Below are 22,860 nucleotides of genomic sequence, written 5' to 3' on the forward strand. Positions count from 1 at the left end.
TCAGGAAAAAAGGAGGCCCTCTTATGGGTAAAAAACGAGCAGTAAAAAATCTCTCTCCCAAAACAGAAAATTGGGAATTTACATCAAAGGACATGGATGCGGAAGGCATCAAGAATAGTTTTCTTAACAAGATTAAGTATAATCTCGCAAAGGACTCAGAAACAGCAACCCTCGTTGACAGTTTTAATGGGCTCTCCTTTGCAATTCGAGACCGCTTGGTTGAGCGATGGATTCAAACCCAAAAGACCTACGCATCTGAAAACCCCAAACGGTGTTATTACCTCTCCCTGGAATTTCTCATGGGCCGTCTTTTAGGAAATAACATCTCGAACCTTGGTATTACCTATGAATCGAAGGATGCCATGGAAAAGCTCGGTTTAAGCCTTGAGGAATTAGAAGATGAAGAGATTGATGCAGGACTGGGAAATGGTGGTCTTGGTCGTCTCGCTGCATGCTTTCTCGACTCAATGGCAACCCTTGAACTGCCTGCTATTGGCTATGGGATTCGCTATGAATATGGGATTTTTATGCAGAAAATCATTAACGGCTATCAGCAGGAGATCCCCGAGCAATGGCTTATTAATGGTAATCCCTGGGAAATAGAGCGACCAGAATATCAATATCGGATTCGCTTTTACGGACATGCTGGCACCTATAAAGATTATGATGGCACGGAACGACGCACCCTCTACGACACAAAAGATATTATGGCTTTGGCCTACGATGTCCCCATTCCGGGATACAAAAATAACACCGTAAACACCTTGCGTCTTTGGTCAAGTAAAGCCATTGATGAGTTTGATCTTGCCGATTTCAATCAGGGTGACTACATCGGCTCATGTGAAGATAAAATCAACAGTGAAAACATTTCCAAAGTACTCTATCCCAATGATAATAATCATAGTGGAAAAGAACTGCGTCTCAAGCAGCAATTCTTCTTCACCTCTGCATCCCTGCAAGATATTATTCGCAGACATTTCAAAGCCAATGATTCCTTGGATAATTTTGCAGAGAAAAATGCAATACAGCTGAATGATACGCACCCAGCCATTGCCGTGGTAGAACTCATGCGCCTCTTTGTTGATGAGTACAAACTGAAATGGGATCATGCATGGGGAATTGTCCAGAAGACCTTTGCCTACACAAACCATACACTTCTTCCGGAAGCTCTCGAAAAGTGGTCTGTTGCCCTTATGCACAACCTACTTCCCCGCCATATGGAAATAATTTATGAGATAAACAGTCGCTTTCTTCGTCAAGTATCCTTCCGGTTTATCGGTGATGATGATCGTCTGCGTCGTATGTCTATTATTGAAGAGGGACCGGAAAAAATGGTGCGTATGGCCTATCTTGCCATCGTTGGAAGTCATAGTGTAAACGGAGTAGCGGCACTACATACAAAGCTTTTAAAAGAGGGGCTTGTTCGTGATTTCTATGAAATGTGGCCAGAGAAATTCAATAACAAAACCAATGGTATAACCCCCCGCAGATGGCTTCACCAGGCAAACAGACCTCTCTCGGACTTTATCTCTGAAAAGATCGGTACGGAGTGGCGCAAAGATCTTTCTCAGCTGAAAAAACTTGAGCCCTTTGCAGATGATCCTGCCTTTCAGAAACAATGGATGGAGTATAAGTTTGGTGCCAAGAAGCGCCTTGCTGCGAAACTGAAAAAATGGGATAATATTGACCTCGATCCATCCATGTTTTTTGATGTGGAAATAAAACGTATTCATGAGTACAAGCGTCAACTGCTCAAGGTGCTTCATACGATCCATCTCTATTTAAAAATTAAGGATGGGCATACCGAGGGCTTTGTACCGCAAACAATCATGATTGGCGGAAAGGCTGCTCCCGGCTATTATATGGCGAAACAAATTATAAAACTGATTAACAATGTTTCCCGTATAATAAATGAAGATCCTGATACTGATGGACTGCTTCGTCTCTACTTTGTACCGAACTATCGTGTATCAGCCGCACAATACCTTATCCCGGCGGCAGATTTATCGCAACAGATTTCTACAGCGGGGAAAGAAGCTTCCGGTACGGGGAATATGAAGTTTGCTCTCAATGGAGCCCTTACCATAGGAACCATGGACGGTGCAAACGTTGAGATGGCTGAAGAAATTGGAGAGGAACATATGTTTATTTTTGGACTGCGCAATGAAGATGTCCAGAAAGTTTATGAAGAAGGACATAATCCTTTTCACTATTATGAGACGTCTCCTCGCTTAAAACGGGTTATCGACTTAATTAGTCATAACTATTTCTCTCAGGATGAGGGAGATATATTCCGTGATATTGTTAATAACCTTCTTTACGAGGACAACTTCCTCGTGACGGCTGATTTTGATGCGTACATCGATACGCAAGAGAAGGTACATGAACTCTATCGAGATAACCCTGATGAGTGGGCACGAAAATCAATACTTAATGCTGCGCGGATTGGAAAATTCTCTTCCGATCGGACAATTTCGCAGTATGCTGAAGAAATTTGGGATGTTACTCCCCTACCAGTGAAAGATGTTGAAGCGTAAGGAGCACAGCGGGGGAGAACCCCCCGCTTCTCCCGATCAAAAGGAGTTACCACATGGATGAAAACAACACTCAAGACCGAGCCCCGCGCAAAAAGCTTGATCGTCCCGTTGAATTTATTATTGATGCTGATGTCATTGCCGCACAGGGGCTCAATATATCAGAGACAGGTATCAGCTTTGAAACTGAAGAGCCGATCACCATTGTAATGCGCCTCAAGGATCGTGATAAAAGCGAGTACCGTGCAGAGCTTATCTGGGCGCAAAAAAATGAAGCAGGCGCCATGTCATACGGCCTTCGATTTTTAGGGAGTGAACCGGACTATACTGAGTCGTAAGGACGACGTCCTACGGCGTAATATCCTTGTTCCACCGTGTAGAATGATCCCATAACCAGAATTTTGGAGCAGTTACTAAGATACGCTGATGCATCTTGAAAGGTATCGCAACAGTGAGCACGGGGTATCTGCTGTTGTAGTAATGCCGGTGAAAGGCTGCGAGGAGTAGTAAGCCGAATGGCTGCTATGTCTTTAAAGGTTCTTTCTACGATGGAAAGAACCCCCGTATAATCCTTGTCTTTCATCATGCCAATGATACACCCCCAGTCATTGCTGTCTGAAACGAGACGGCATACATTCTCAACCGCCTCCGGTGTATGACACGTATCAAAAAGATACTCCTTCCCTCCGTGCATAAACCGTTCTATACGTGCTGGAATATAAACATCTTGTATGCCTGTACGAATAATCTCCGAGGAAATACCTACCTGTTTCAAAGCCGGAATAATCGTTCCTAAATTCGAAGCTTGTACCTCCCCCAACAAAGGAAGCATATACTCCTCGCCATATTCATACGTAATATATTGCACTGCCCCTTCAAACCGTACATGAAGTGGCCGCATCCCCGGAATATACGTAGCTCCTATTTCGTGGGCTCGCCTTTTTCCCTGCTCATGCACAGCAGTACTATTGAGCGCACTTACCACCACGGGCACGCCCGGTTTGACGATACCCAATTTCTCCTCGGCAATTTCTGTTAGAGTGTTTCCCAGATACTCCATATGATCCATGGAGATTGAAGTGATACAGGCAACCTCTGGGATAAGACAGTTTGTCGCATCAAGGCGTCCCCCCATACCTGTTTCAAGAACAACCCATTCACACCTATGGGCTGCAAAAAGCAGGAGGGCAAGGAGGGTTGATATTTCAAAAAAAGTTAGCTCTTCACGATCACACAGGGGCCGTACTTCTTCCCATAGAGTCATCCACTCTGTATCTGCAACAGGCGTACCATTAATACAAAAACGTTCTCGAAAATCACAGATGTGGGGTGAAGTAAACAGCCCCGTGTGAAACCCTGCTGCCCGAAGAACCGCCGCAGCCATAGCTGAAGAGGAGCCTTTCCCGTTGGTACCGGCAATATGAATCACCCCATATCGTTTCTGAGGATCTCCCACAGCATGAAGAACTCGTTTCATTCGTTCCAACCCGGGACGTATGCCACGGCGACGACGGAGAAAGATATCTTTCAGAACAGCCTCTTTATTCATTTGTGGTCTTTTCCTCTTTGTTCATATCCCAACATAATATATTTTTTCACACCAATATAATACATTGGAGACGCCATGCTGCCCTACATTTCCATCCTCCTTACGATTATCCTCTTTAGCACCATTGAGGTAACAGTAAAGCTTCTCCCCCATGATGCCATTGACCCCTACTTTCTTGCATCTCTCCGTTTTCTTATTCCTGGAGTTCTTATCACTGCAGGAACCCTTTCTACCTGCAAAACCATCTCCCTGCGACATTATGGCCGCTTTATACTTGCCGGAACCATCGGCATTGGTGCAACCTTCGGAGTATATCACTATCTACTAACAACCAGTGTACGTGCCGAAGAGCTTGCCCTGGTGTTCAGCTCTAACCCTCTTTTTGCAAGTATTTTTGCTGCGTGTATGCTCCGTGAAAAGCTTCCCAAGGCAGCCCTCTTTGCCATGGCCATGGCCCTTGTGGGCGTCTACATTGTGCACAACGGCTTTGCCCCGCTTACCACAGATCGCCTCTCTACAATTCTCCTTATGGTTTTCACCGCCCTTTCCTTTGGCTTTTATACCACTCTCAGCAAAAGCCTTGTAGCACATTACGGAACTCTTGCAACCACGGGTATGACTTTTCTTATCGGCGGCCTCACCCTTCTTCCCATAAGCCAAAGTTTTCATATTACTGACCTTGGAACCACACTTCCCACTCTGGCATATCTCATTTTTGGAGCAACCTTGGCAGGGTATCTCTTTTTCTTCTACGGCCTACACCGGGTTTCAATTCATGCAGGAACTTCCCTGTTTTATGCAAAGCCAGTTTTTGCCACAATCTTTGCGACCCTCCTCCTTGAGACAGCACCGCCAAATGCCTCATTTTATGTAGGAATGCTCTGTATTTTTGCGGCCCTCACCATTCTGATAACCCCTTGGAGCCTGTATGCAGTCAAATACTAAACCGGTCACCGTACAAACCATCACCTACAGCGTTATTCTAGTTGCTCTCACGGTATACCTCCTCATGATCACACGATCATTTCTTATCCCTTTAGTTATAGCAGGTATCTTGTTTTTATTTTTACGAATACCTCTCGGGGAATTGCGAAACTCCTGCAAAGAAAAGAGAGGGCCTCACTCCTTAATAAAGCCGCGACCCCCGTGGCAAATATCGCCACGATTATTCTTCTTTCCTTTGTGATTATCGGGTTTGCCTCAATTATCAATACGAATGCCCGGGCGATTCGTCGAAATATTCCCAAATATGAACGAACCCTCCGTGAGAAGATTGATCATTTCAACCAGATTCTTGGTACAAATATTCATATCAGTACGGGCTTTGAAGAAGCCGAGGAGAGCGCTCCCTTTGTCCCCCAAAGAGACCTTGCCTTGGATGAACCCTTCCATCGCCCTGTGCGAAGACTCTCTCAGCTTACAGAAGCGTATCAACATACCCCCGAAACGGAAGAGGACGAACAAGGCGAGGAAAATCTCCTTACCCGGCTTATGGCGCATAGCCCTGAGTGGCTTCAGGGGCATCTCCAGAACATACAAATACCGAGTTTAGTACAACTAACCTTCAGTACCATCGATCTCAGCTTTCTTCAAAGCCTCGGCGGTTTTTTCACTGACATGGCCCGATCCACCACCTTTACCTTTATCTACCTCCTTCTTCTTATACTTGAGCGTAAGAGCCTCCGCCAAAAGCTCGAAAAATTAACACGTATTCGCGGGGCCTCGCATATGATGGATGTGGGAAATAAAATTAACCGTGATATTTTAGGCTATTTAAAAATTAAAACCCTGGCCTCCCTGCTTACTGGCCTGGTAAGCTTTGCCATTCTTACCATTTTTGGCGTTGACTTTGCCTCCTTTTGGGCAGTCCTTATTTTTACCCTCAACTACATACCAACCATCGGCTCCATCATTGCGGTTATTTTCCCCATATTACTCTCCATTGTACAATTTGATTCGCTTATCACCGTGGCTGTTCTTGCCACAGCTCTCACATCGGTACAGCTTGCTGTGGGAAATGTTATCGAGCCACGCTTCTTGGGAAAAACCCTGAACCTCAGCCCCATAGCAATATTCCTTTTCTTAATTATCTGGGGACAAATCTGGGGTGTGGTTGGTATGTTTTTGGCTGTTCCCATTATGGTAGTAATTAATATAGTGCTTTCAAATTTCCCCCAAACACGTGCCTTGGCGGTTATTCTTTCTGGTGACGGCACACTCACTACTACTTCTAACCTGACAATTCTCTCACCTGAAGAAGAAGAGGAGCAAACAAGAGACACACAATCCGATCCTTCCTCTTCATAAGGTGAGGCCTTATTGAAAAATGAGTATGAGGGACGATTCTTAGCATATCTACAAGTGAGATGAAAAGAGCTTTTTTTTTCAAACCATCCAGACGCATATTTTGAAAAATAACAATAAATAATCCATGAATTGTTAATTATTAAGCCTAAAAAAAAGAAGTACCCCTCTCTGCAACCATCCTTTTTGTGCGGTACATATTTTCTTCCTCAGCAATTGAACTATAGGAGATATGTGTGACCCTTGCCACCCTCTTTGATCCGGCATTTTTTAAACGAATCCTTCCCGTAGCCCTGCCTCTGGCTCTGCGCCACTTCCTTATCTCATCTCTGAGTCTCATTGATACAGTAATGATCTCCAATGTGAGCGAAACATCCATTGCAGCTGTTGACCTAGCAAACCAAATCACCTTTCTTTTTATTGTAACAATGATTGGAATTACAGGCGGTGCGTCTATATATACCTCTCAATACTGGGGCAACAAGGATCACCGCGGTATAAAGCGAACCCTGGGATTAACCCTAATGGTGGCCCTTGTTTTTGGGGGGGCAACCAGTCTCTTCGCGTTTTTCTTCCCTGAGCAAATTCTCTCATTCTATACTGACACTCCTGCAATTATCAGTGAAGGTTCACTCTACTTGCAAATTGTGGCCTTTTCCTATGTTCTTTCAGGGATCAGCCTTTCCTACGGCGCAGCCCTACAGAGTATTCGCCGACCAAAACTCCCGGTGCTTATTAGTGTGGTGGCCCTCTCTCTCAATACTCTCTTGAACTATATTTTTATCTTCGGAAATTTTGGAGCTCCAGAAATGGGCATTGCCGGGGCAGCCATGGCAACCTTACTATCTCGTATTGTGGAAGTACTTCTCTTGGTGTACATTGCGTATCGATTAAAAACCCCCGTGGCGGCAACAGTAAAAGAGCTTACTGCCTTTACAGGGGAGTATGTAACCCGCGTTTTCAAAACGTCCCTTCCCATTGTTATAAACCAGTTTATGTGGGCAGGGGGAACCTCAATCTACAAACGATATTACGCCCAGCTGGGAAGAGATGCTATTACAGCTGTGAGTATCTCAGAAAAAACTATCAGTATGTTTATTATTATCTTTTTTGGGACAGCCACGGCGGCATCGGTAATTATCGGTAACTCCATTGGAGAGAACAATATGGAGCAGGCTAAACAAGACGGACACCGTATTTTAATCCTTGCCCCCATGGCGGGTATCATTGTGGCTCTTTTGTTCTACGCAATCTCTCCGGTTGTCCCGACCATTTTTTCTGTAACCGGAGAAATGCGTGACACAACCTTGGTGGTTCTTTCAGTCTTTGCTGTAACCCTTCCCTTTAAGATGTACAATATGCATCTTGTTGATGGTGTTTTACGCAGTGGTGGGGATACCAAAGTGGGCATGCTTCTTGATGTTTGCGGGGTGTGGCTTATCGGTATTCCCGTTGCCCATATTTCTACCACTTATTTTAATTTTCCCATTGAAGTGGTCTATCTCCTTATTGCATCAGAAGAGCTGATAAAAGCAGTAGTGGGGACCATGCGTATTGCAAGCGGTAAATGGATACGACGGCTTATCAGCGATAATGAAAAATATGAGTAATTGTTGTCAAAAGCTATACAAAAATACATTTCCACAATCTATTTTGAAATTTGTCCTAGTTTATGAACAAATAATAAACCAAAAGGAGTGAGTTTGCTAAAGTCACTTGTTTATATCACCCTTATATTGTCTTTATTCAGTTGTACTGGAGAGGAGCAGGAACCTATGGGCTATTTTGGAGAAGAGTCTCCCCTTGATTTATCAATTCTTCCCGAATCACCGCACGAGTATCGTCTCACACCAGAACGGGAAAGTATCGACCGGGCGCCATCACAAAATCCGCCAAACGGCCTCTCAGCGGAAGAAGTACCCCAGTTTATTATTATCGGTTCTGATGACAACACCTGCGCCCAGGGAATGAACTGGCTTCTTGATCTTATTGAGGGACAGAAAAACCCCGCAGGAAACAATAATCCTGCAACCTTTGACGGAACCCCCCTAACTCTTAGCCTCTACTGGAACAGTGATAACTCAGGCTACACCTACGATTCTGCACAAATCAAGGCATTACACCGTGCTGTTGCCATGAACTGTGAAGTAGCAAATCATACAGCACACCATCGCCATGGTGCTGAGCTCAGCAAAGAAGAGTGGATGCAGGAAATGGCCCGTGTTAATAAGGTACTCCTTGAAGCAGGCGTTATTCGCCCAGACACCCCCATGGGGTTTCGTACCCCCTTTCTTGAGTTTAATAAATACACCTTTGCTGCTGCCGCAGAAATGGGCGCACTTTACGACTGCAGTACCGTTGAGGGCGGCAGTGCCGATCAAGTATCCCTAGAGCCCGGCAGCTACCACTGGCCCTATACCATGAACCATCCCATACCGGGATATCCGAGCTCGTGGTGGGAAGGACAGCTGCAGAAAAACACGCCGGACTATGCCCTTGATGGATCGGAAAAAACTGAAAATCTTTGGCAGCTTCCCTGTTACTCCTTTCTTGCTCCTCACGACAGTGTTCTGGGAGAATATGGCATTACGGAGAGTATCCGCGACTATATGAAGGGTGTTGTATCCTGGGATCCTCAAGGGAAAGTAACTGGTCTTGACTACAACCTCTGGGCGCCGGGAGATCATGGCGGCTTTGAAATGAACAAAGAGCAATCCTTGGCAACGCTTAAATATACTCTTGATAGAAAATATGCGGGGAATCGTGCCCCCTTGACTTTGGGAATGCACTCTCAATTCTATTTTGAAGAAGATAAGTTTGCTAACATTACCAATGAAGAACAGCGGGAAGTACTGGCTGAATTTATCGCCTACGCCCTCACCAAGGAGGATGTACGAATTGTATCAGCCATTGATTTTTTCACTTGGTATAAAGATCCAAGGGCCCTCTAATGTCCAATCTACGGGGGTTTGAAAAAATACGAGTTGACCTCGCCCTCCCCCTGCTCATGTTGCGGGGACGGCGCGGTATTCTTGCCTGCGCCTACCTCAATCATCACACAGCGGAGGTAACGGGCGAAGCAATTGCCCTGGTACGCGGGGTACACTCTTTTGAAGAAATGTGCTCTGCCACAGTATTTGCCTGCTCCACGGAGGCGCAGAAACAGGGCGTTTTTGTAGGGATGACGGGGGCAGAAGCCCTTGCCTGTTTACGCTAATACCTTTCTGCCAACACTAGAATGTATATTATCTCCTTCTAAGGAGGTACTGTGTTTGTTTTAGATGACGTCACCTATGGGGATATTCTGACCATACCACACATGGAGATTCATGCGGGCTGTCTCACCTGCATTATTGGAGCAAGCGGGAGCGGCAAAACAACCCTCTTAGGCCTTCTTAATAATATGAAAAGCCCTGACACCGGACGAATACTTTTTCAGGGAGAAAACTTAGAGACCTTCCCGCCGGAACAACTTCGCCGACGAGTCATGATGCTACCACAAACCCCCGCGGTTTTTCCCAATACAATTGAGGATAACTTCACTTCCGCTCTCTACTACACCGAACATGACAGCATTCCTAACCGATCTGTCTTTCAAGACCTTCTTCGGGAAACGGGCCTGAATCATCCCCTTGATACGCCTGCACACCAGCTCTCGGGAGGAGAAAAACAACGTCTGGCCCTTGCCCGAATACTCTTGCTCAAACCGGAGGTTCTCCTCCTTGATGAACCCTCCTCTGCCCTTGACCGGCGCACGGAGCATGAGATTATTGAGATGATCATCCAAACCGTTCGTCGGCATAGCGGCACCATTATAATGGTAACCCATTCTGAAGAGGTAGCACACACCTACGGCGATCGACGAATTATTCTTGAAAAGGGTGTCATTGTAGGCAATGAAGAAGAGGAGGCCTGCCGTGGAAAACATGATTAGTATTTCCCTGCCCCGTTTAGCTGCTGCCTACGTATTTGTACTACTTCTGATACTTCTGGTACAGATACAGCGCATCGGTGCAACAGGACAAATACTTCTTGCAAATATCCGCATGACTATCCAACTGGTCTGTGTGGGGTATCTTCTCACAATTCTCTTTGAAAACCCCTCGCCGATTTTTAGTACCATGGTGCTTCTCTGCATGCTCGCCTTTGCGGTGCATACCGTGTTGGGACGTATTCAACATCAGCTTCCCCTGGGTATCGGAAAAACCATTCCTATTGCGCTTGTCATGGGGTCTTTCACGAGTCTTTTCTTCTTTATTGTTGTGGTTCTCAACCTTGATCCCTGGTATGACCCCCATTATATTATCCCCTTGGCAGGAATGATAATCGGTAACTCCATGACGGGAATTTCCCTAACTATTACGGGGCTATTTACGGGGGTACGTGATAATCGCTCCCATATAGAAACCGCCCTTATGCTTGGAGCAAAACCGGAACGAGTTATGGAATCCATCACTGCCCAAGCCTTTTTCAATGCAATTCTCCCCACAATAAACTCCATGATGGGCATGGGTATTGTTTTTCTTCCCGGTATGATGACCGGACAGATTCTTGCCGGAGCCCCTCCCATGCTGGCCATAAAATATCAAATAGCAATTATGCTAGCCATCCTGGGAAGCGTGACTCTCACCGTATTTGTCATGGTCCGCTTGGGGGGTAAAAGCTTTTTTAATGAACGGGCACAACTGGTCATTCCTGAGCAGGGATCGGGACGAAAAAACCAGTGAAACACACCATGCTTTGATAAAGCAGATCCTTGATATATTTTCCGCCCGTACAGGAGAAGCCCCGCCCAAAGGAGAGTTTCATGAAACGGGATATTCTATTTCGCTCCCCACAGAACGAGATTGCGGAATTTACCTTCAATGCAGAGGTAACGGAGGTGTTTGATGATATGCTCACCCGCTCCGTACCGGGCTATGGAACGCTCATATCACTTATCGCGCTCTGGGCAAAGGAGTACGTACAGGAAGGAAGTAATGTCTACGACCTCGGTGCCTCCCTAGGCACAGCCACGCAGGCCATAGCGCATAATGCCCGCGAGACCTCCTGTACCATCTACGCTGTGGATACCAGCACAGCCATGGTAGAAGCCCTCACCAAAAACGTGGCCGGTGCCTACGGTTTAGCACAGGTTGTGCCCCGATGTGAAGACATCTGCACCATTTCCTTAGAGCAAGCCTCTCTTACCGTACTGAACCTCACTCTCCAATTCATCCCCCCGGAACAACGGCTTCCTCTCTTGCAGCGCATTTATGCCCACACCCTCCCGGGGGGCGTGGTTTTTCTTGCGGAAAAATGTGATGACACCGAAGAGATGACCGAACTCTACTACGCCTTTAAACGGGCAAACGGGTATAACAATCTTGAAATCAGTCAGAAACGTACCGCCTTGGAGCAAGTGCTCATACCTGATACAGACACATGTCACCGTGACCGCCTTCACCGGGCGGGGTTTTCCCGGGTGGAATGTATTTTTCAAGCTCTGCAATTTCGAGGATATGCCGCATGGAAATAGGACACTTCTACGACGACCTGTTCAAGCATCACGCCCACTCCCGTTTCGGCCGATGGCTCCGGGATATTGAACCGGAGATCACCCGTCGCCTCTCTCCCGATAAAAATAAACTCACAGCCCACCTTCTCCAAGCGTATGCGGCCCTTCCTGCGGGAAATCCGCACCCTATTACCATTAAGGAAGGCATTGTTACAACAGGCGCTATGGACACCACCACGGCAAGCCATGAGGCCTTACAGCAGGCAAAACCCTGGAGAAAAGGTCCGTGGAATCTCAACGGTGTCTCCATAGACAGTGAATGGGACTCCCGGGTAAAATGGAACCGCCTTGGTGACATCTCTCATCTTCACGGCAAACGTATTCTTGATATCGGCTGCGGTAACGGCTACTACGGCTTTCGAATGCTTGATGCGGGTGCACGGGAAGTTATTGGTATTGATCCGGGTCTCTCTCAAGTATTCCAGCAACTTATGGTGCGAAAACTTGCAGAGCCTGTACCTTTTTGGATACTCCCCGTCGGGGCTGAAGCCCTTCCAGCCCAGCTGGACTACTTCGACACGGTGTTTTCCATGGGAGTTCTCTATCACCGAAAGTCCCCCGTGGAACACCTCCAACAAATACGATCGCTCTTGCGCCCGGGGGGTGAACTCATTGTGGAAACCCTCGTGGTGGATGACTCCTACGGTGAGGTCTTAATTCCGGAAGACCGCTATGCTCAAATGCCCAATGTCTGGTTTATTCCATCTGTGGGGCTTTTAAAAAAATGGTTGCGTCGTTTAAAATATGTGGATATTCATCTCTGCGATATTTCCCTAACCACGGAAAAGGAACAGCGAAAAACCTCGTGGGTGGATACACTCTCCTTACGTGATTTTATCACTGAGGACAGAACCGTGGAAGGCTATCCCCGTCCAAAACGAGCGATTGTGCGCGCCCGACGACGCGCCTAGGCTAAGGGGAGTCTGTGGATGGGGAGATATGTTCTGCCACCATGGCGGCGAGATCCCGTGTGCGAAACGGTTTATTGAGAAACCCATTTACACCATCTTGTTCCAGTTCTCCTAAATACTCCTCCTTGGCAAACCCTGAGGCTACGATAATGGGAATATGAGGGACTATTTTTCGCAATTTCTGAAAGGTCTCCCGCCCCCCCATGACCGGCATAATCATGTCGAGGATAATCAGATCAATCTCTTTCTGTTTCTCTTCAAAAAGCGTTACCCCGTCCCGCCCATTTTTTGCGGTGAGCACATGATATCCCAAGGAACCAAGGAGGGCCGAGGCGGTTTTTCGAATAAGCTCTTCATCATCAATTACTAAAATTGTCCCCGTACCCTGAGGCAGCTCTTCCTCCTGCTCTATGCCGGGGTCTATTTCAGAAAGCACGGGGAGATATATATGGAACACCGACCCCGTTCCCACTTCAGAGTACACAGAAATAGCACCACCATGTTTCTGTACCGCTCCATACACCGCCGACATACCGAGTCCCGTCCCTTTCCCCGTTTTCTTTGTGGTGAAAAAGGGCTCAAAGATACGAGACATAGTTTCAGAATCCATGCCACAGCCCGTGTCACGAATAGAAATTTTCAAATACTCCCCGGGGGTGAGATCAAAGGAAGATATGGCACAGTACTCTCTATTAAGAATACAGTTTTCCAGCAAAAAATGGAGTTCTCCTCCCTCGGGCATGGCATGACTTGCATTTATGCCGATATTCATAAAAGCATTTTGCAGCATGGAGGCATCTCCCACAAGGGTGGTCTTTTCAGCCCTATTTTCTTGTATAATTGTAATGTTTTTATTTACCGAATGCCGCAGGAGGCTAATAGTGTCATTAATGCTTGTTGCACAATCAAGGGTGGTTTTTTCTGCATTGCCTTTTCGTGAAAAGAGCAGGAGCTTCCGCGTTACATCTCCGGCACGATCTGCCGCAGTGAGAATCATTTCACAGCACTCCTTTTGCTCTTGCGTAAGCTCACTTGTTTCCGTAAGCAGCTCTGCGGCCCCCGTAATTCCAGCAATAATATTATTAAAGTCATGGGCCACCCCACCCGCAAGCTGACCAATAGCCTCCATTTTATTACTTTGATGAAGCTGTCTGGTTAATTCTGCCTGCCGTTCATCCGATTGATGCTTTTCCGTCATATCAATATGTGTTCCCACGGTTACATCGGTACAACTACCGTCATCACGGCGCAGCGTCTGCCCCCGAGATAAAATCCAGACAATACTCCCATCTCTATGTATCATACGAAAATAATCTTCATACATACCCGGCGATCCCTCCGCCAAATAGCGGGAAAAATTTGAAAAAGCACGGGATCGATCCTCAGGGTGGATCAGTTCCGTCCACACGGTGGAAAGATCAGCCTCCCCCGCAAGAGCTTCCTCCTGGGGTACCCTGCCCAGCATGGTAAAATATTCCGGACTGCACCAAAGCTTCTCAGTCTCGCCATGATACTCCCAGGCACCAGTATTAGAAACCGCTATAATCGATTTAAACCGTGCTTCACTATCACGAAGCGCCTCTTCTGTCTCCTTTCGTTCCTTTTCTGTAAAAGAGATTGAGAGCAAGGCCGCCATATGAGTGGCCAATCGTTCATCCTCCGAGGTCCATACGCGATGTCTTCCTGTATGCTCAAAGCTTAAAAGGGCTGCCAAGCGATCACGCACATAAATTGGCACATCCAGCAGGGAGGTAATACCGTTTCCGTGATAGTAGGAGACAGTGCTGTCTTTGGTACGCGGATCTGTGAAAATATCATCTACGGCAATAACATTACCCTTTTTATGGCTCTCTGTATACGTTTGAAATTCTTTACAGGGGAGGGTTTCCCCCGATGAATGGCCCCCCTTTTTCTGCTCATAGAGATCACTACAAATAATTACGGAGTACTCATTTTCATAGAGCCAGACACTCACCCGTTCCGTGGCAAGAAGGGTTGCTCCAACCTCCGTTACCTGTTGTACGGCCTTGCGGAAATTGCTTTGAAAAAGCGTCCCCCGTGACATAAGCCGAAGAATAGCATCATTTTGCTGTTTCAACCGCTGTTCATTTTCACGTAAATCCTGCTCTGCTTGTTTCCGGTCGGTGATATCTAGAAGAATACCCTCATAGCCAATTACCGCTCCGGCATCATTGCGAATTACCGTAGTGCGATCATCAATCCACCGTATGTCCCCATCTTTTGTCACAAGGCGATACTCCTGGCGATACCGATCCTGATACGCCTCCGTGTTACGGGCAATCTCTCGATCCATGACGGATATATCATCGGGGTGCACCATGTCTGAATGTCTCACCTGCCCAGAAAGAAGCTCCTTCTGGGAGTAGCCAAACTGCTCAATATTTCGGGATACCATGAGCACGGGCCACCCCTCGGCGTGCTTCCATTTTATAACCACGGCGGGACTGTTTTCCACAACCAGATTTGCCTGGTGAAGCTCCTCGGCGGTTTTTCGCTCCCGTCGTAAGCTTTGAAAGAGCCACAGGATGAGAACTCCAAGGATCCCCGCAAAAATAAGGGCTCCGGTTAAAAACAGAATGGTCCGGTGCACCAGATTTTCCTGGAGGGATTGCTGCTCAAGGGCAGCCTCTTTCATGGGGGTAATATCCTGAACGGTAAAAATAACTCCCCGGGAAAGATCTCCCGGGGCAAGGGGCGTAGAAGAGAGAAGCACATGACGCAGGCTTCCATCTTTATGCTGCCAAATAGTTTCCACCGACCCTGTGCCTTTTTCGGCAATCTGCCGATATTTTTCATCCCCCACATAGGCAGACTCCTCCGGTGAAGGATAGAGCATATCCGCCTTCTGACCAAGAAGCTCCTTTTCTGTGTAACCTGTCACATCACAAATATATTCATTTACCTGAACAATGACCCGATCCTCAACCATGCCAATTCCCGCTGGGGCAATGCGCATAATGGTTTCCAAAAGGGCCCGACTTAAGCCGTGATCACGGTCAAACACCCCAAACCACCGATGGTAGATACGATCATATTCACCGCTTTGCTGTATCCGGCGAAACCCCTCATTGATACGAGCTAAAAGCGAGTCATTACCCCATGCAACGGCCATGGCGTACTCTTTTTGTAAAATCGGCTCTCCCACAGGGCGAAGAGAGGTAAGATTTTCTTCCGCAATAAAACGATTCGCCTGCAGAGACGCAACAATGGCCGCATCCCCCCTGCCCCGCAGCAAGATCACGAAGCACATCACCCATATCCTGTCGGAGAATAACCGTGTCGGCCATACTTTTTTCTTCCACAACATCATGAACCACATCTCCTTCTTGAATAAGAATGGCCCGACCGGCAAGATCATCAATACCCGTAATGGGGGAACCAGAGCGAATATATACGGCATGGGAGATGCTAATTGTGGGGGGAGAAAAATGAACATCCTCAGCCCGGGCTGGAGTGATAAACATGCCGAGCAACAGATCTATCTCACCCTCTTCTATTTCACGACGCACCGTGCTCCACGGACCCAGGGAAATATTTACATCAAGATCGATCTCCTCGGCAATTGCCGTAATAAGATCAACCGTAAAGCCATCGGGATTCCCCATTCTATTAATATATTCAAAGGGGGGATAGGCATGATCCCCCCGGGCAATAATGGTCTGCTCTGTTTCATGGGAATTTCCAAGAATGGAGGCACAAAGTACCAGAGCAATACAGAGAGTACAAAGCAATAGCGGTATTTCTCTTCGTGTTGCTTGGTGAGAATGGCTCCCCCATCGCCAAAACCAGTGCATAAAGCCCCCCTTTACTCAGCCCGTACAGAGCTATATCATAGTATATCATACGGTGCAGAAAGTGCAATTATATTATTGCCTTGAGGGAAAGCCCCAAAAGCTGGGCACTCTTTTTCTCAAAGCCGTACTATTTCACGTGATACCAGATACAGTGGCGTGAATGCAGGGTGAGAGAAAAATGGAGAGATTGATCGGCAGAGACCCTTGTAATCACCCCCTTCCGCAAACTATCTTAGAACAAAGACAGGGTAAACAGGATATATAACACAAGGCAGGTGGCATGAAGACAGTAAACATGGGACAATCGGGACTTCTTGGATCTAACATCATTATGGGATGTATGCGCATAGACTCCTTAAATACGAAGGAACTGGAGCAGCTCGTATATACAGCCCTTGATGCAGGAATCAATCTCTTTGACCATGCCGATATCTACGGTGGCGGCGTTTGTGAAGAACTATTCGGATCCTTTCTTCGTGCCAACCCACACCTGCGAAAGGACCTTCTGCTCCAAAGCAAATGTGGTATCCGCGATGGCTATTACGATCTCTCAAAGGAGCATATTGTTCGTTCCGTAAATGAGAGCCTTCAACGGCTCAACACGGACTATCTCGATCTCTTCATACTGCACCGTCCCGACACGCTCATGGAACCGCAGGAAGTGGCCGAAGCCCTTGATACGGTAATTACGGCTGGCAAGGTGACCCATGTCGGGGTCAGCAATATGAACAGTGCCCAGATAGAGCTCTTATTAAAATACATGAAACATCCACTCATTGTAAATCAGCTTCAGCTAAGCCCTACCAACGCAGGCATTTTTACCACGGGTATTCAGGCAAACACTGCCTTTGACGGGGCCCCCGATCGCCACGGCCATATTCTTGAATACAGTAGACTCACTGAAATGACCATTCAGGCATGGTCTCCCCTGCAGTTTGGTTTTTTTGACGGGGTGTATATCGATAATCCCGATTTTGCTGAGCTCAACACTGTCTTGGTTCGTCTCGCTGAAGAGAATAGGGTAACCACCTCGGCTATTGCCCTTGCGTGGATACTTTCCCATCCGGCACAGATGCAAGCGGTAGTTGGTACTACGAGGGTAGATCGACTTAGAGAGCTCTGTGCTGCCTCTTCACTCTCTCTTTCACGGCAGGAATGGTATGAAATATACCGCGCAGCGGGGCATCCACTGCCATAACCCCCGTTACACGGGGCATACTCCCAATTACGAACGGCTCCTGTCACCAAACAGGGGCCGCTGTTTATTGTATGGCAGGGAACCAGAAACCTCCCCTTGCCCTTGGTATTTGTAAAAAGAACTTATTCTCTTATTTCTGAGGACATGGCCGTAATAATTTTTTCTTCAAGTTCCTTGGCGCCATAGGGCTTAGAAAGAAATTCGTTTGCTCCTAAGGATATGGTTTGTACTACGCGGTCATCACGGGAATACCCCGAGGTCAAAACAACCGGAATAGATATCCCACGAGCATGAATTTCTTCATATACTTCCTGGCCGGTCATCTCAGGCATCACCATATCAAGAAGGATACAATCAACATGATCCTGTTTTTCCTCTAAATACGCAAGCGCCTCCGGACCACTATAAAAGGATGTTACGGTAAATCCACTATACATAAGTATTTTTCTTCCTAAGCGAACCACGAGGGGATCATCATCAATAATCAGGACATGCCCCGTTCCCTGGGGAATACTTGGGGTATTGTTTGATACGAAAGCCCCTTCTTCCCGCTCTGTTTCACCACACTCCGTAAAATAGAGTGACACCGTAGTGCCCACACCGGGCTGCGAAGTTACATCAACCCATCCTTCATTATGTTGTACAATATTTAATACCATAGAAAGACCAAGACCTGTACCGGCTCCGTTCTTTTTGGTTGTGTAAAATGGATCAAAAATACGGGAAATATGTTCCGGCTTAATACCAACCCCCTTATCTGTGATATGTATGCAACAGTATACCCCCGGAGGAATCTCTCCGGATAGTACAGAATGGGATACAGAGAACGTACGCCCTTCTATGACAACCGTCACTTCTCCTCCCTGCTGCTCATGGGGAGCCCGCATAATTGTCATGGCATGCCCAGCATTGATACAGAGATTCAACAATACCTGTTCAAGCTGAGATGGATCGACAAAAATATGTGGAACAGTATCATCACTCTCAATACGGCATGAAACAACCTTACCAATACCCGTATTATACAATCGCTTAACCCTCTTCATAAGGAGCAACGGGGCGACCCGTTTTTTAGAAGAATCCTGTTTCTGTGAGAGAGTCAGGAGCTGACGAATGAGATCCTCTGCCCGGGAAGAAGCCTCCTCCATAATGGTTATATTTTCTTCTTGCTCTTGTAAGCTTCCTCCTTCAGCCATGTTAAGACGCAGCAAGGAAAGGGTACCCACAATACCATTCAAGGCATTATTGAAATCATGAGCCAATCCTCCTGCAAGAGTTCCCACGGTCTCCATCTTCTGCATTTGCATTAATTGCGCATCCTTTTGTGTAACCGCTGTTACATCGGTAATAAACAGAGCCACATCACCTTCAGAATGTTCATGCAGGGGAAAGAGCGTCACATCGGCATAGGCAATGGAGCCAAGCTGTAATTCATATCTTCGTAATTTTCGGGGATGGAATTTTTCACGAAGCCTTTTCAGCTCCTGCGTAAGAAATGAAAAAGCCGGCACGAGCGTATCAAGGGGAGCTTCTTCCGGGGTCTCTGTAGGAATATACCTTGCAGCGGCACTATTCCATAGAAGGGTGCGGTTTTGTCGATCAAGCACAAAAACAAGGGTGGGCATGGCATCAACAAGATCATGCAAAAGATGATAGGTTTTCTCTATCTGTACCTCTCCATACTGAATACGTTCCAACATGGTATTTATGCTCTCTGCCAAGATTTCTACCTCACGACAACTATCCACAACTGGTGATATTCTACTATGAAGCCGGTCTCGATTGGTCCGTCGCGCCATATTCGCAATTCGCATAAGGGGTGCTGAAATGCGATACTCCATTCGTTTTCCCCAATACAGTATCAACACAAACAGAGGTATGGCGATGGCAAAAAGAAACATGGTCAGTTGGCGCAAACTGGCTTGCAACTCTTCCGTGGAGACACGCAAGGATAAGACGCCCAGGGTAAGTCCATCATCCTTAACAGCCACGGCTGCATAGAGGGCATTCTTATGAAACAGAGGCTCAAACACTGTATCAGAGGGAAAAGAATTGGCATGATTACTTCTTTGATACTGTGCAAATACTTCGCCCGTGTGATCACGCAAAACAGCGTGGGTTACGGTGGGAATTTTTTCAAACCGTGATAACACCCGCTGTGCTGCGGGACGATCAAGAAACAACAAGGGAGCCACACAATGATCTGCAGAAAAAGAGATAGTACTGGCAACATAGGATTCCATCTGTGAACGAAAACTCTCCCTGAAATGAAGAAAGAATGCCGTGGATAATACCACCATAACAACACTTATAGAGAGAATGAGCAGTCCTGAAATATGCTGTCTGATTGATGCACCCTGTTTCACTTATCCTCCTCGGAGAACCTGATAATCTCAGCCATGGAAAGCAGAAAGGAACTAACCTGAAAGCCGAGAGCATTCATATGCTGCTGATTTATAATAAAACGAAGGCGTTTTTCCTCAACAAAAAAAGATATCATGGCCCCTTTTTTAGAAAAGCTCGGCTGATCTCCGATAAGAAGAAGCGGTGCACCTTCTTTTCCGGAACACCCCGTATATGTGTCCAGATATTTTGCATCAATCACAAAGAGAATTTGCCCACAAAAATACTCCGTTGTATCTGTCACATGACGTACTTGGGCAGTTTTGTTTTGAATACGGGGCTGACGAGAGAAAAAATCATACACCTCCCTATAAACATCGTAATCTCCGGCAACACCAATATGAAAAGTACTATCCTGAGACATTTTGGGCCATATAATATACCGGGTAAATCGCTCGATAAAAGCACTCTTCAAATGATACTCAGAAATATCTCTTTCAGCCCACACAAAAGAAACAAGACAAAGAAAAAGAACGATCCCCTTCTGAACCATCGCCCCTCGTAGCCTCCATACACCTAATCTATTCATAAGGTAAGGCTCATTCCTGCATACCATCTACGTCCCTGCACAGGAACAGTATATTCCTGTACTCCCTGTGAACCGGAGATGAGCGGCGTCGTATCATCAAAGATGTTTTTTCCCTGCAACTCAACAGAAAGATGTCTGCTCACCGCCCCAGAGAGAAAGAAAGAGGTCTCCCCCCGTCCTAAGCCCGTACTCCTGTCACCCATAACATATCCGGCAGTGTAGGAATTCAGTACTGATACGGTGAGTGGAACGGGGAGTAAAAAGCGATGACGCCCACCAAGGGAAAATTTATGCGTTGGCATTCCAACAATGCGTTTTCCTGCTGCATCTTCCGATCGAGCCCAGGCATAATTTGCAAACAAACGTGACTCAGTACCGGGAGAAATAATAGTCTCAACTTCTCCACCGTAAGCATCAATACTCCCGCGAGCATTACGAAATGCATTCAGATTCATGCCACCTTCCGTTGTATCGGGGGTATAGTTTTCTATGGTATTATCGGTGGAGTTATAAAACAACGCACCGCTTATATAGACCACATCGCCCGCATAGCTAACTCCCGTTTCAAGGGAGTAGAGATACTCTTCTTCAAGGTCGGCAATACGAATAGGAACCTCCTCCGCATCAAACCGCCGTTGTGCTTCATCATTCAGGCTCAGCTCCTTTTGTCCCGGTGCCCGAAGGGCCGTGCCGAAAAGGAGGCGACCACTAAAGCGCGGAGAAAACCCTTGCACAAGAGCAAGACGAGGAGATATTCGGCGAAAGGAGTGATCACGATACGTACCGAAGTCTTCACGAAACCCCGCGGTTACATGAAGGCCTGACAACACAGGAAAACGACCTTGATACTGGGCATATCCCGAAAGGGTATATGTAGGCTCTGTTTCTGCTTCAAAGGCTGTATCTGCATCCCATACAATACCCGTATCAGAGGCTGAGACAAACCAGTGCCGTGTTCCTCCGTTGCGGCCCAGACCGCTATGGCTATATAGGTTGAGGCCGGTTTTCACCGTATGGAACGAGTCTATCTCATACTGAAACTCCGTGACATAATCAAGAGATCTTAAACGTTCATCATACTCACCGATAATATCTTGAGGAATAGCAGTATTATACTGATTATTCACCCGTAATCCCCGTTCCGCAGACTCAGTTACGGTCAGATATGATTCCAGGGAAAGCCGTTCTGAAATATCGGTTTCATACCGCACATAGGGCATAAGGGTGGTCCACACGACGCGATTTCCCTTATGGGTTGAACTCCCCCAAAACTCTCCAATCCCTCCCTCTTTCTCGCTATAGAGAACCCCTATGCCAAGCCCATGGGCTCTCCCCGTGGAAAAGGCATGAGAAAATCTCGCATAGGAAGCATAGGTATGATCTCGATAGAGTCGCCGGGAATCTCCCATTACAGGGGTACGGGATGCTTCGCGGGTATAGCGGGCTGCTTCTACATGGCTCACCCCTGCAGATCCATGATGGGAAAGAGCGGCAAAGTTTCCTCGGGTGGACCGTTCATTTCCCGCAAAAATCCGGGCAAAGCCCCGTGTACTTCCGGGAGGAGGATCATCATACACCACATTTAAAACACCATAAAAAGCCCCCACCCCATACAAGGCTGAAGCTGGTCCGCGAAGGAATTCAACTTGAGATGCGCCCAAGACAGGCATATTCTCTTCAATAAACACCTTATTTGCCCGTACATGGCGCACGGGAATACCATCCACCAAGAGGAGATGTTTGTTATTGTTCCACCCATCAAAACCTTGTCCACGAGTTTCAAGGCCACGTTCTCCAAACCGAATATTTGTGGAATATCCCGGGGTACTATTAGCAAGATCTCCGAGGGAAAAATGTCCATAAGAACGAATATCATCTGCCGTATGCACGGATACAAATCCCGGAGCACGGCTCACCGTTTCATCCATACGAGACGACACGGTTACTTGTACCTGCATTAATTCTTCAAAGGTCATGGTGAGAAGAGGATCCTCACCGGCAAAACAGAGCATACAGAGTACCGTAAGCAATAAGGGCCGCTTCATTTCATCCTCCTGCTG

At 46.9% G+C, this 22,860-nt stretch carries 18 protein-coding genes; 12 read left to right on the plus strand and 6 right to left on the minus strand.

Going from position 1 to position 22,860, the window contains the following annotated elements:
* The first annotated feature begins 23 nt into the window (after nt 1-23).
* Both CALK_RS00855 and CALK_RS00860 read left to right on the plus strand, forming a co-directional pair.
* A complete protein-coding gene (locus tag CALK_RS00855; protein ID WP_022635744.1) occupies nt 24-2,537 on the plus strand; it encodes a glycogen/starch/alpha-glucan phosphorylase in 2,514 nt (837 codons plus the stop codon).
* A gap of 53 nt (nt 2,538-2,590) precedes the next feature.
* Complete coding sequence (locus CALK_RS00860) at nt 2,591-2,872, plus strand: PilZ domain-containing protein (protein ID WP_022635745.1); 282 nt, start codon at nt 2,591-2,593, stop codon at nt 2,870-2,872.
* On the opposite strand, the gene CALK_RS00865 is transcribed toward CALK_RS00860, so the two are convergent.
* Complete coding sequence (locus CALK_RS00865) at nt 2,857-4,083, minus strand: bifunctional folylpolyglutamate synthase/dihydrofolate synthase (RefSeq protein WP_022635746.1); 1,227 nt, start codon at nt 4,081-4,083, stop codon at nt 2,857-2,859. The two genes, CALK_RS00860 and CALK_RS00865, sit on opposite strands and share 16 nt — an antisense overlap.
* Nucleotides 4,084-4,158: 75 nt before the next feature.
* Here CALK_RS00865 and CALK_RS00870 point away from each other — a divergent pair, with 75 nt between their 5' ends.
* The 9 genes from CALK_RS00870 to cmoB all read left to right on the plus strand — a co-directional run bounded on the left by CALK_RS00870 (nt 4,159) and on the right by cmoB (nt 12,855).
* Nucleotides 4,159-5,028, plus strand: coding sequence for a DMT family transporter (locus tag CALK_RS00870; RefSeq protein ID WP_022635747.1), 870 nt, complete (start codon nt 4,159-4,161; stop codon nt 5,026-5,028).
* A 201-nt stretch (nt 5,029-5,229) separates the two neighbouring features.
* Nucleotides 5,230-6,390, plus strand: a complete 1,161-nt coding sequence (locus tag CALK_RS11825; RefSeq protein ID WP_022635748.1) for an AI-2E family transporter — start codon at nt 5,230-5,232, stop codon at nt 6,388-6,390.
* A gap of 233 nt (nt 6,391-6,623) precedes the next feature.
* Nucleotides 6,624-7,997: an MATE family efflux transporter gene (locus CALK_RS00880; protein WP_022635749.1), complete on the plus strand. Its 1,374-nt coding sequence runs from the start codon at nt 6,624-6,626 to the stop codon at nt 7,995-7,997.
* 165 nt (nt 7,998-8,162) lie between these two features.
* A complete protein-coding gene (locus CALK_RS00885) occupies nt 8,163-9,338 on the plus strand; it encodes a polysaccharide deacetylase family protein (RefSeq protein WP_022635750.1) in 1,176 nt (391 codons plus the stop codon).
* Nucleotides 9,338-9,604 (plus strand): DUF1805 domain-containing protein, encoded by a 267-nt coding sequence (locus CALK_RS00890; protein ID WP_022635751.1) that lies wholly within the window; start codon nt 9,338-9,340, stop codon nt 9,602-9,604. The genes CALK_RS00885 and CALK_RS00890 overlap by 1 nt, the downstream gene beginning before the upstream one ends.
* 51 nt (nt 9,605-9,655) lie before the next feature.
* Nucleotides 9,656-10,321 (plus strand): ABC transporter ATP-binding protein, encoded by a 666-nt coding sequence (locus tag CALK_RS00895; protein WP_022635752.1) that lies wholly within the window; start codon nt 9,656-9,658, stop codon nt 10,319-10,321.
* Nucleotides 10,314-11,114, plus strand: a complete 801-nt coding sequence (locus CALK_RS00900; protein ID WP_034636123.1) for an ABC transporter permease — start codon at nt 10,314-10,316, stop codon at nt 11,112-11,114. The genes CALK_RS00895 and CALK_RS00900 overlap by 8 nt, the downstream gene beginning before the upstream one ends.
* A gap of 80 nt (nt 11,115-11,194) precedes the next feature.
* The gene (gene cmoA / locus CALK_RS00905) at nt 11,195-11,905 is read left to right on the plus strand and encodes a carboxy-S-adenosyl-L-methionine synthase CmoA (RefSeq protein WP_022635754.1); all 711 of its coding nucleotides are present in this window, start codon (nt 11,195-11,197) and stop codon (nt 11,903-11,905) included.
* Nucleotides 11,896-12,855 carry a tRNA 5-methoxyuridine(34)/uridine 5-oxyacetic acid(34) synthase CmoB gene (gene cmoB, locus CALK_RS00910; RefSeq protein WP_022635755.1) on the plus strand — a complete coding sequence of 320 codons (960 nt, stop codon included), beginning with the start codon at nt 11,896-11,898 and terminating at the stop codon, nt 12,853-12,855. Before cmoA ends, cmoB begins: the two co-directional genes overlap by 10 nt.
* A gap of 1 nt (nt 12,856) precedes the next feature.
* Here the strand turns inward: cmoB and CALK_RS11830 are convergent, their stop codons facing one another.
* Both CALK_RS11830 and CALK_RS13250 read right to left on the minus strand, forming a co-directional pair.
* On the minus strand, nt 12,857-15,988 hold the full coding sequence (locus CALK_RS11830; RefSeq protein ID WP_022635756.1) for a PAS domain S-box protein: 3,132 nt from the start codon (nt 15,986-15,988) through the stop codon (nt 12,857-12,859).
* A complete protein-coding gene (locus CALK_RS13250) occupies nt 15,969-16,670 on the minus strand; it encodes a transporter substrate-binding domain-containing protein (RefSeq protein WP_022635757.1) in 702 nt (233 codons plus the stop codon). Before CALK_RS13250 ends, CALK_RS11830 begins: the two co-directional genes overlap by 20 nt.
* Nucleotides 16,671-16,950: 280 nt before the next feature.
* Here CALK_RS13250 and CALK_RS00925 point away from each other — a divergent pair, with 280 nt between their 5' ends.
* The gene (locus CALK_RS00925; protein ID WP_022635758.1) at nt 16,951-17,868 is read left to right on the plus strand and encodes an aldo/keto reductase; all 918 of its coding nucleotides are present in this window, start codon (nt 16,951-16,953) and stop codon (nt 17,866-17,868) included.
* A 122-nt stretch (nt 17,869-17,990) separates the two neighbouring features.
* On the opposite strand, the gene CALK_RS00930 is transcribed toward CALK_RS00925, so the two are convergent.
* Genes CALK_RS00930 through CALK_RS00940 form a run of 3 tightly spaced genes read right to left on the minus strand, consistent with a single transcriptional unit; the run spans nt 17,991 to nt 22,845 of the window.
* A complete protein-coding gene (locus CALK_RS00930; protein ID WP_022635759.1) occupies nt 17,991-20,234 on the minus strand; it encodes a response regulator in 2,244 nt (747 codons plus the stop codon).
* On the minus strand, nt 20,231-20,764 hold the full coding sequence (locus CALK_RS00935; protein WP_022635760.1) for a YfiR family protein: 534 nt from the start codon (nt 20,762-20,764) through the stop codon (nt 20,231-20,233). The genes CALK_RS00930 and CALK_RS00935 overlap by 4 nt, the downstream gene beginning before the upstream one ends.
* Nucleotides 20,765-20,796: 32 nt before the next feature.
* Nucleotides 20,797-22,845 (minus strand): TonB-dependent receptor plug domain-containing protein, encoded by a 2,049-nt coding sequence (locus tag CALK_RS00940; RefSeq protein WP_022635761.1) that lies wholly within the window; start codon nt 22,843-22,845, stop codon nt 20,797-20,799.
* Nucleotides 22,846-22,860: the final 15 nt, after the last annotated feature.

The organism is Chitinivibrio alkaliphilus ACht1, from assembly GCF_000474745.1.
Classification (GTDB): Bacteria; Fibrobacterota; Chitinivibrionia; order Chitinivibrionales; family Chitinivibrionaceae; genus Chitinivibrio; species Chitinivibrio alkaliphilus.

Excerpts from the sequence above, each read along its gene's own strand:
- CALK_RS00855 (WP_022635744.1), top strand. The coding sequence starts at position 24 with ATGGGTAAAAAACGAGCAGTAAAAAATCTCTCTCCCAAAACAGAAAAT.
- CALK_RS00860 (WP_022635745.1), top strand. The coding sequence starts at position 2,591 with ATGGATGAAAACAACACTCAAGACCGAGCCCCGCGCAAAAAGCTTGAT.
- CALK_RS00865 (WP_022635746.1), bottom strand. The coding sequence starts at position 4,083 with ATGAATAAAGAGGCTGTTCTGAAAGATATCTTTCTCCGTCGTCGCCGT.
- CALK_RS00870 (WP_022635747.1), top strand. The coding sequence starts at position 4,159 with ATGCTGCCCTACATTTCCATCCTCCTTACGATTATCCTCTTTAGCACC.
- CALK_RS00885 (WP_022635750.1), top strand. The coding sequence starts at position 8,163 with ATGGGCTATTTTGGAGAAGAGTCTCCCCTTGATTTATCAATTCTTCCC.
- CALK_RS00890 (WP_022635751.1), top strand. The coding sequence starts at position 9,338 with ATGTCCAATCTACGGGGGTTTGAAAAAATACGAGTTGACCTCGCCCTC.
- CALK_RS00900 (WP_034636123.1), top strand. The coding sequence starts at position 10,314 with ATGATTAGTATTTCCCTGCCCCGTTTAGCTGCTGCCTACGTATTTGTA.
- cmoA (WP_022635754.1), top strand. The coding sequence starts at position 11,195 with ATGAAACGGGATATTCTATTTCGCTCCCCACAGAACGAGATTGCGGAA.
- cmoB (WP_022635755.1), top strand. The coding sequence starts at position 11,896 with ATGGAAATAGGACACTTCTACGACGACCTGTTCAAGCATCACGCCCAC.
- CALK_RS11830 (WP_022635756.1), bottom strand. The coding sequence starts at position 15,988 with ATGGCCGTTGCATGGGGTAATGACTCGCTTTTAGCTCGTATCAATGAG.
- CALK_RS13250 (WP_022635757.1), bottom strand. The coding sequence starts at position 16,670 with ATGCACTGGTTTTGGCGATGGGGGAGCCATTCTCACCAAGCAACACGA.
- CALK_RS00925 (WP_022635758.1), top strand. The coding sequence starts at position 16,951 with ATGAAGACAGTAAACATGGGACAATCGGGACTTCTTGGATCTAACATC.
- CALK_RS00935 (WP_022635760.1), bottom strand. The coding sequence starts at position 20,764 with ATGGTTCAGAAGGGGATCGTTCTTTTTCTTTGTCTTGTTTCTTTTGTG.
- CALK_RS00940 (WP_022635761.1), bottom strand. The coding sequence starts at position 22,845 with ATGAAGCGGCCCTTATTGCTTACGGTACTCTGTATGCTCTGTTTTGCC.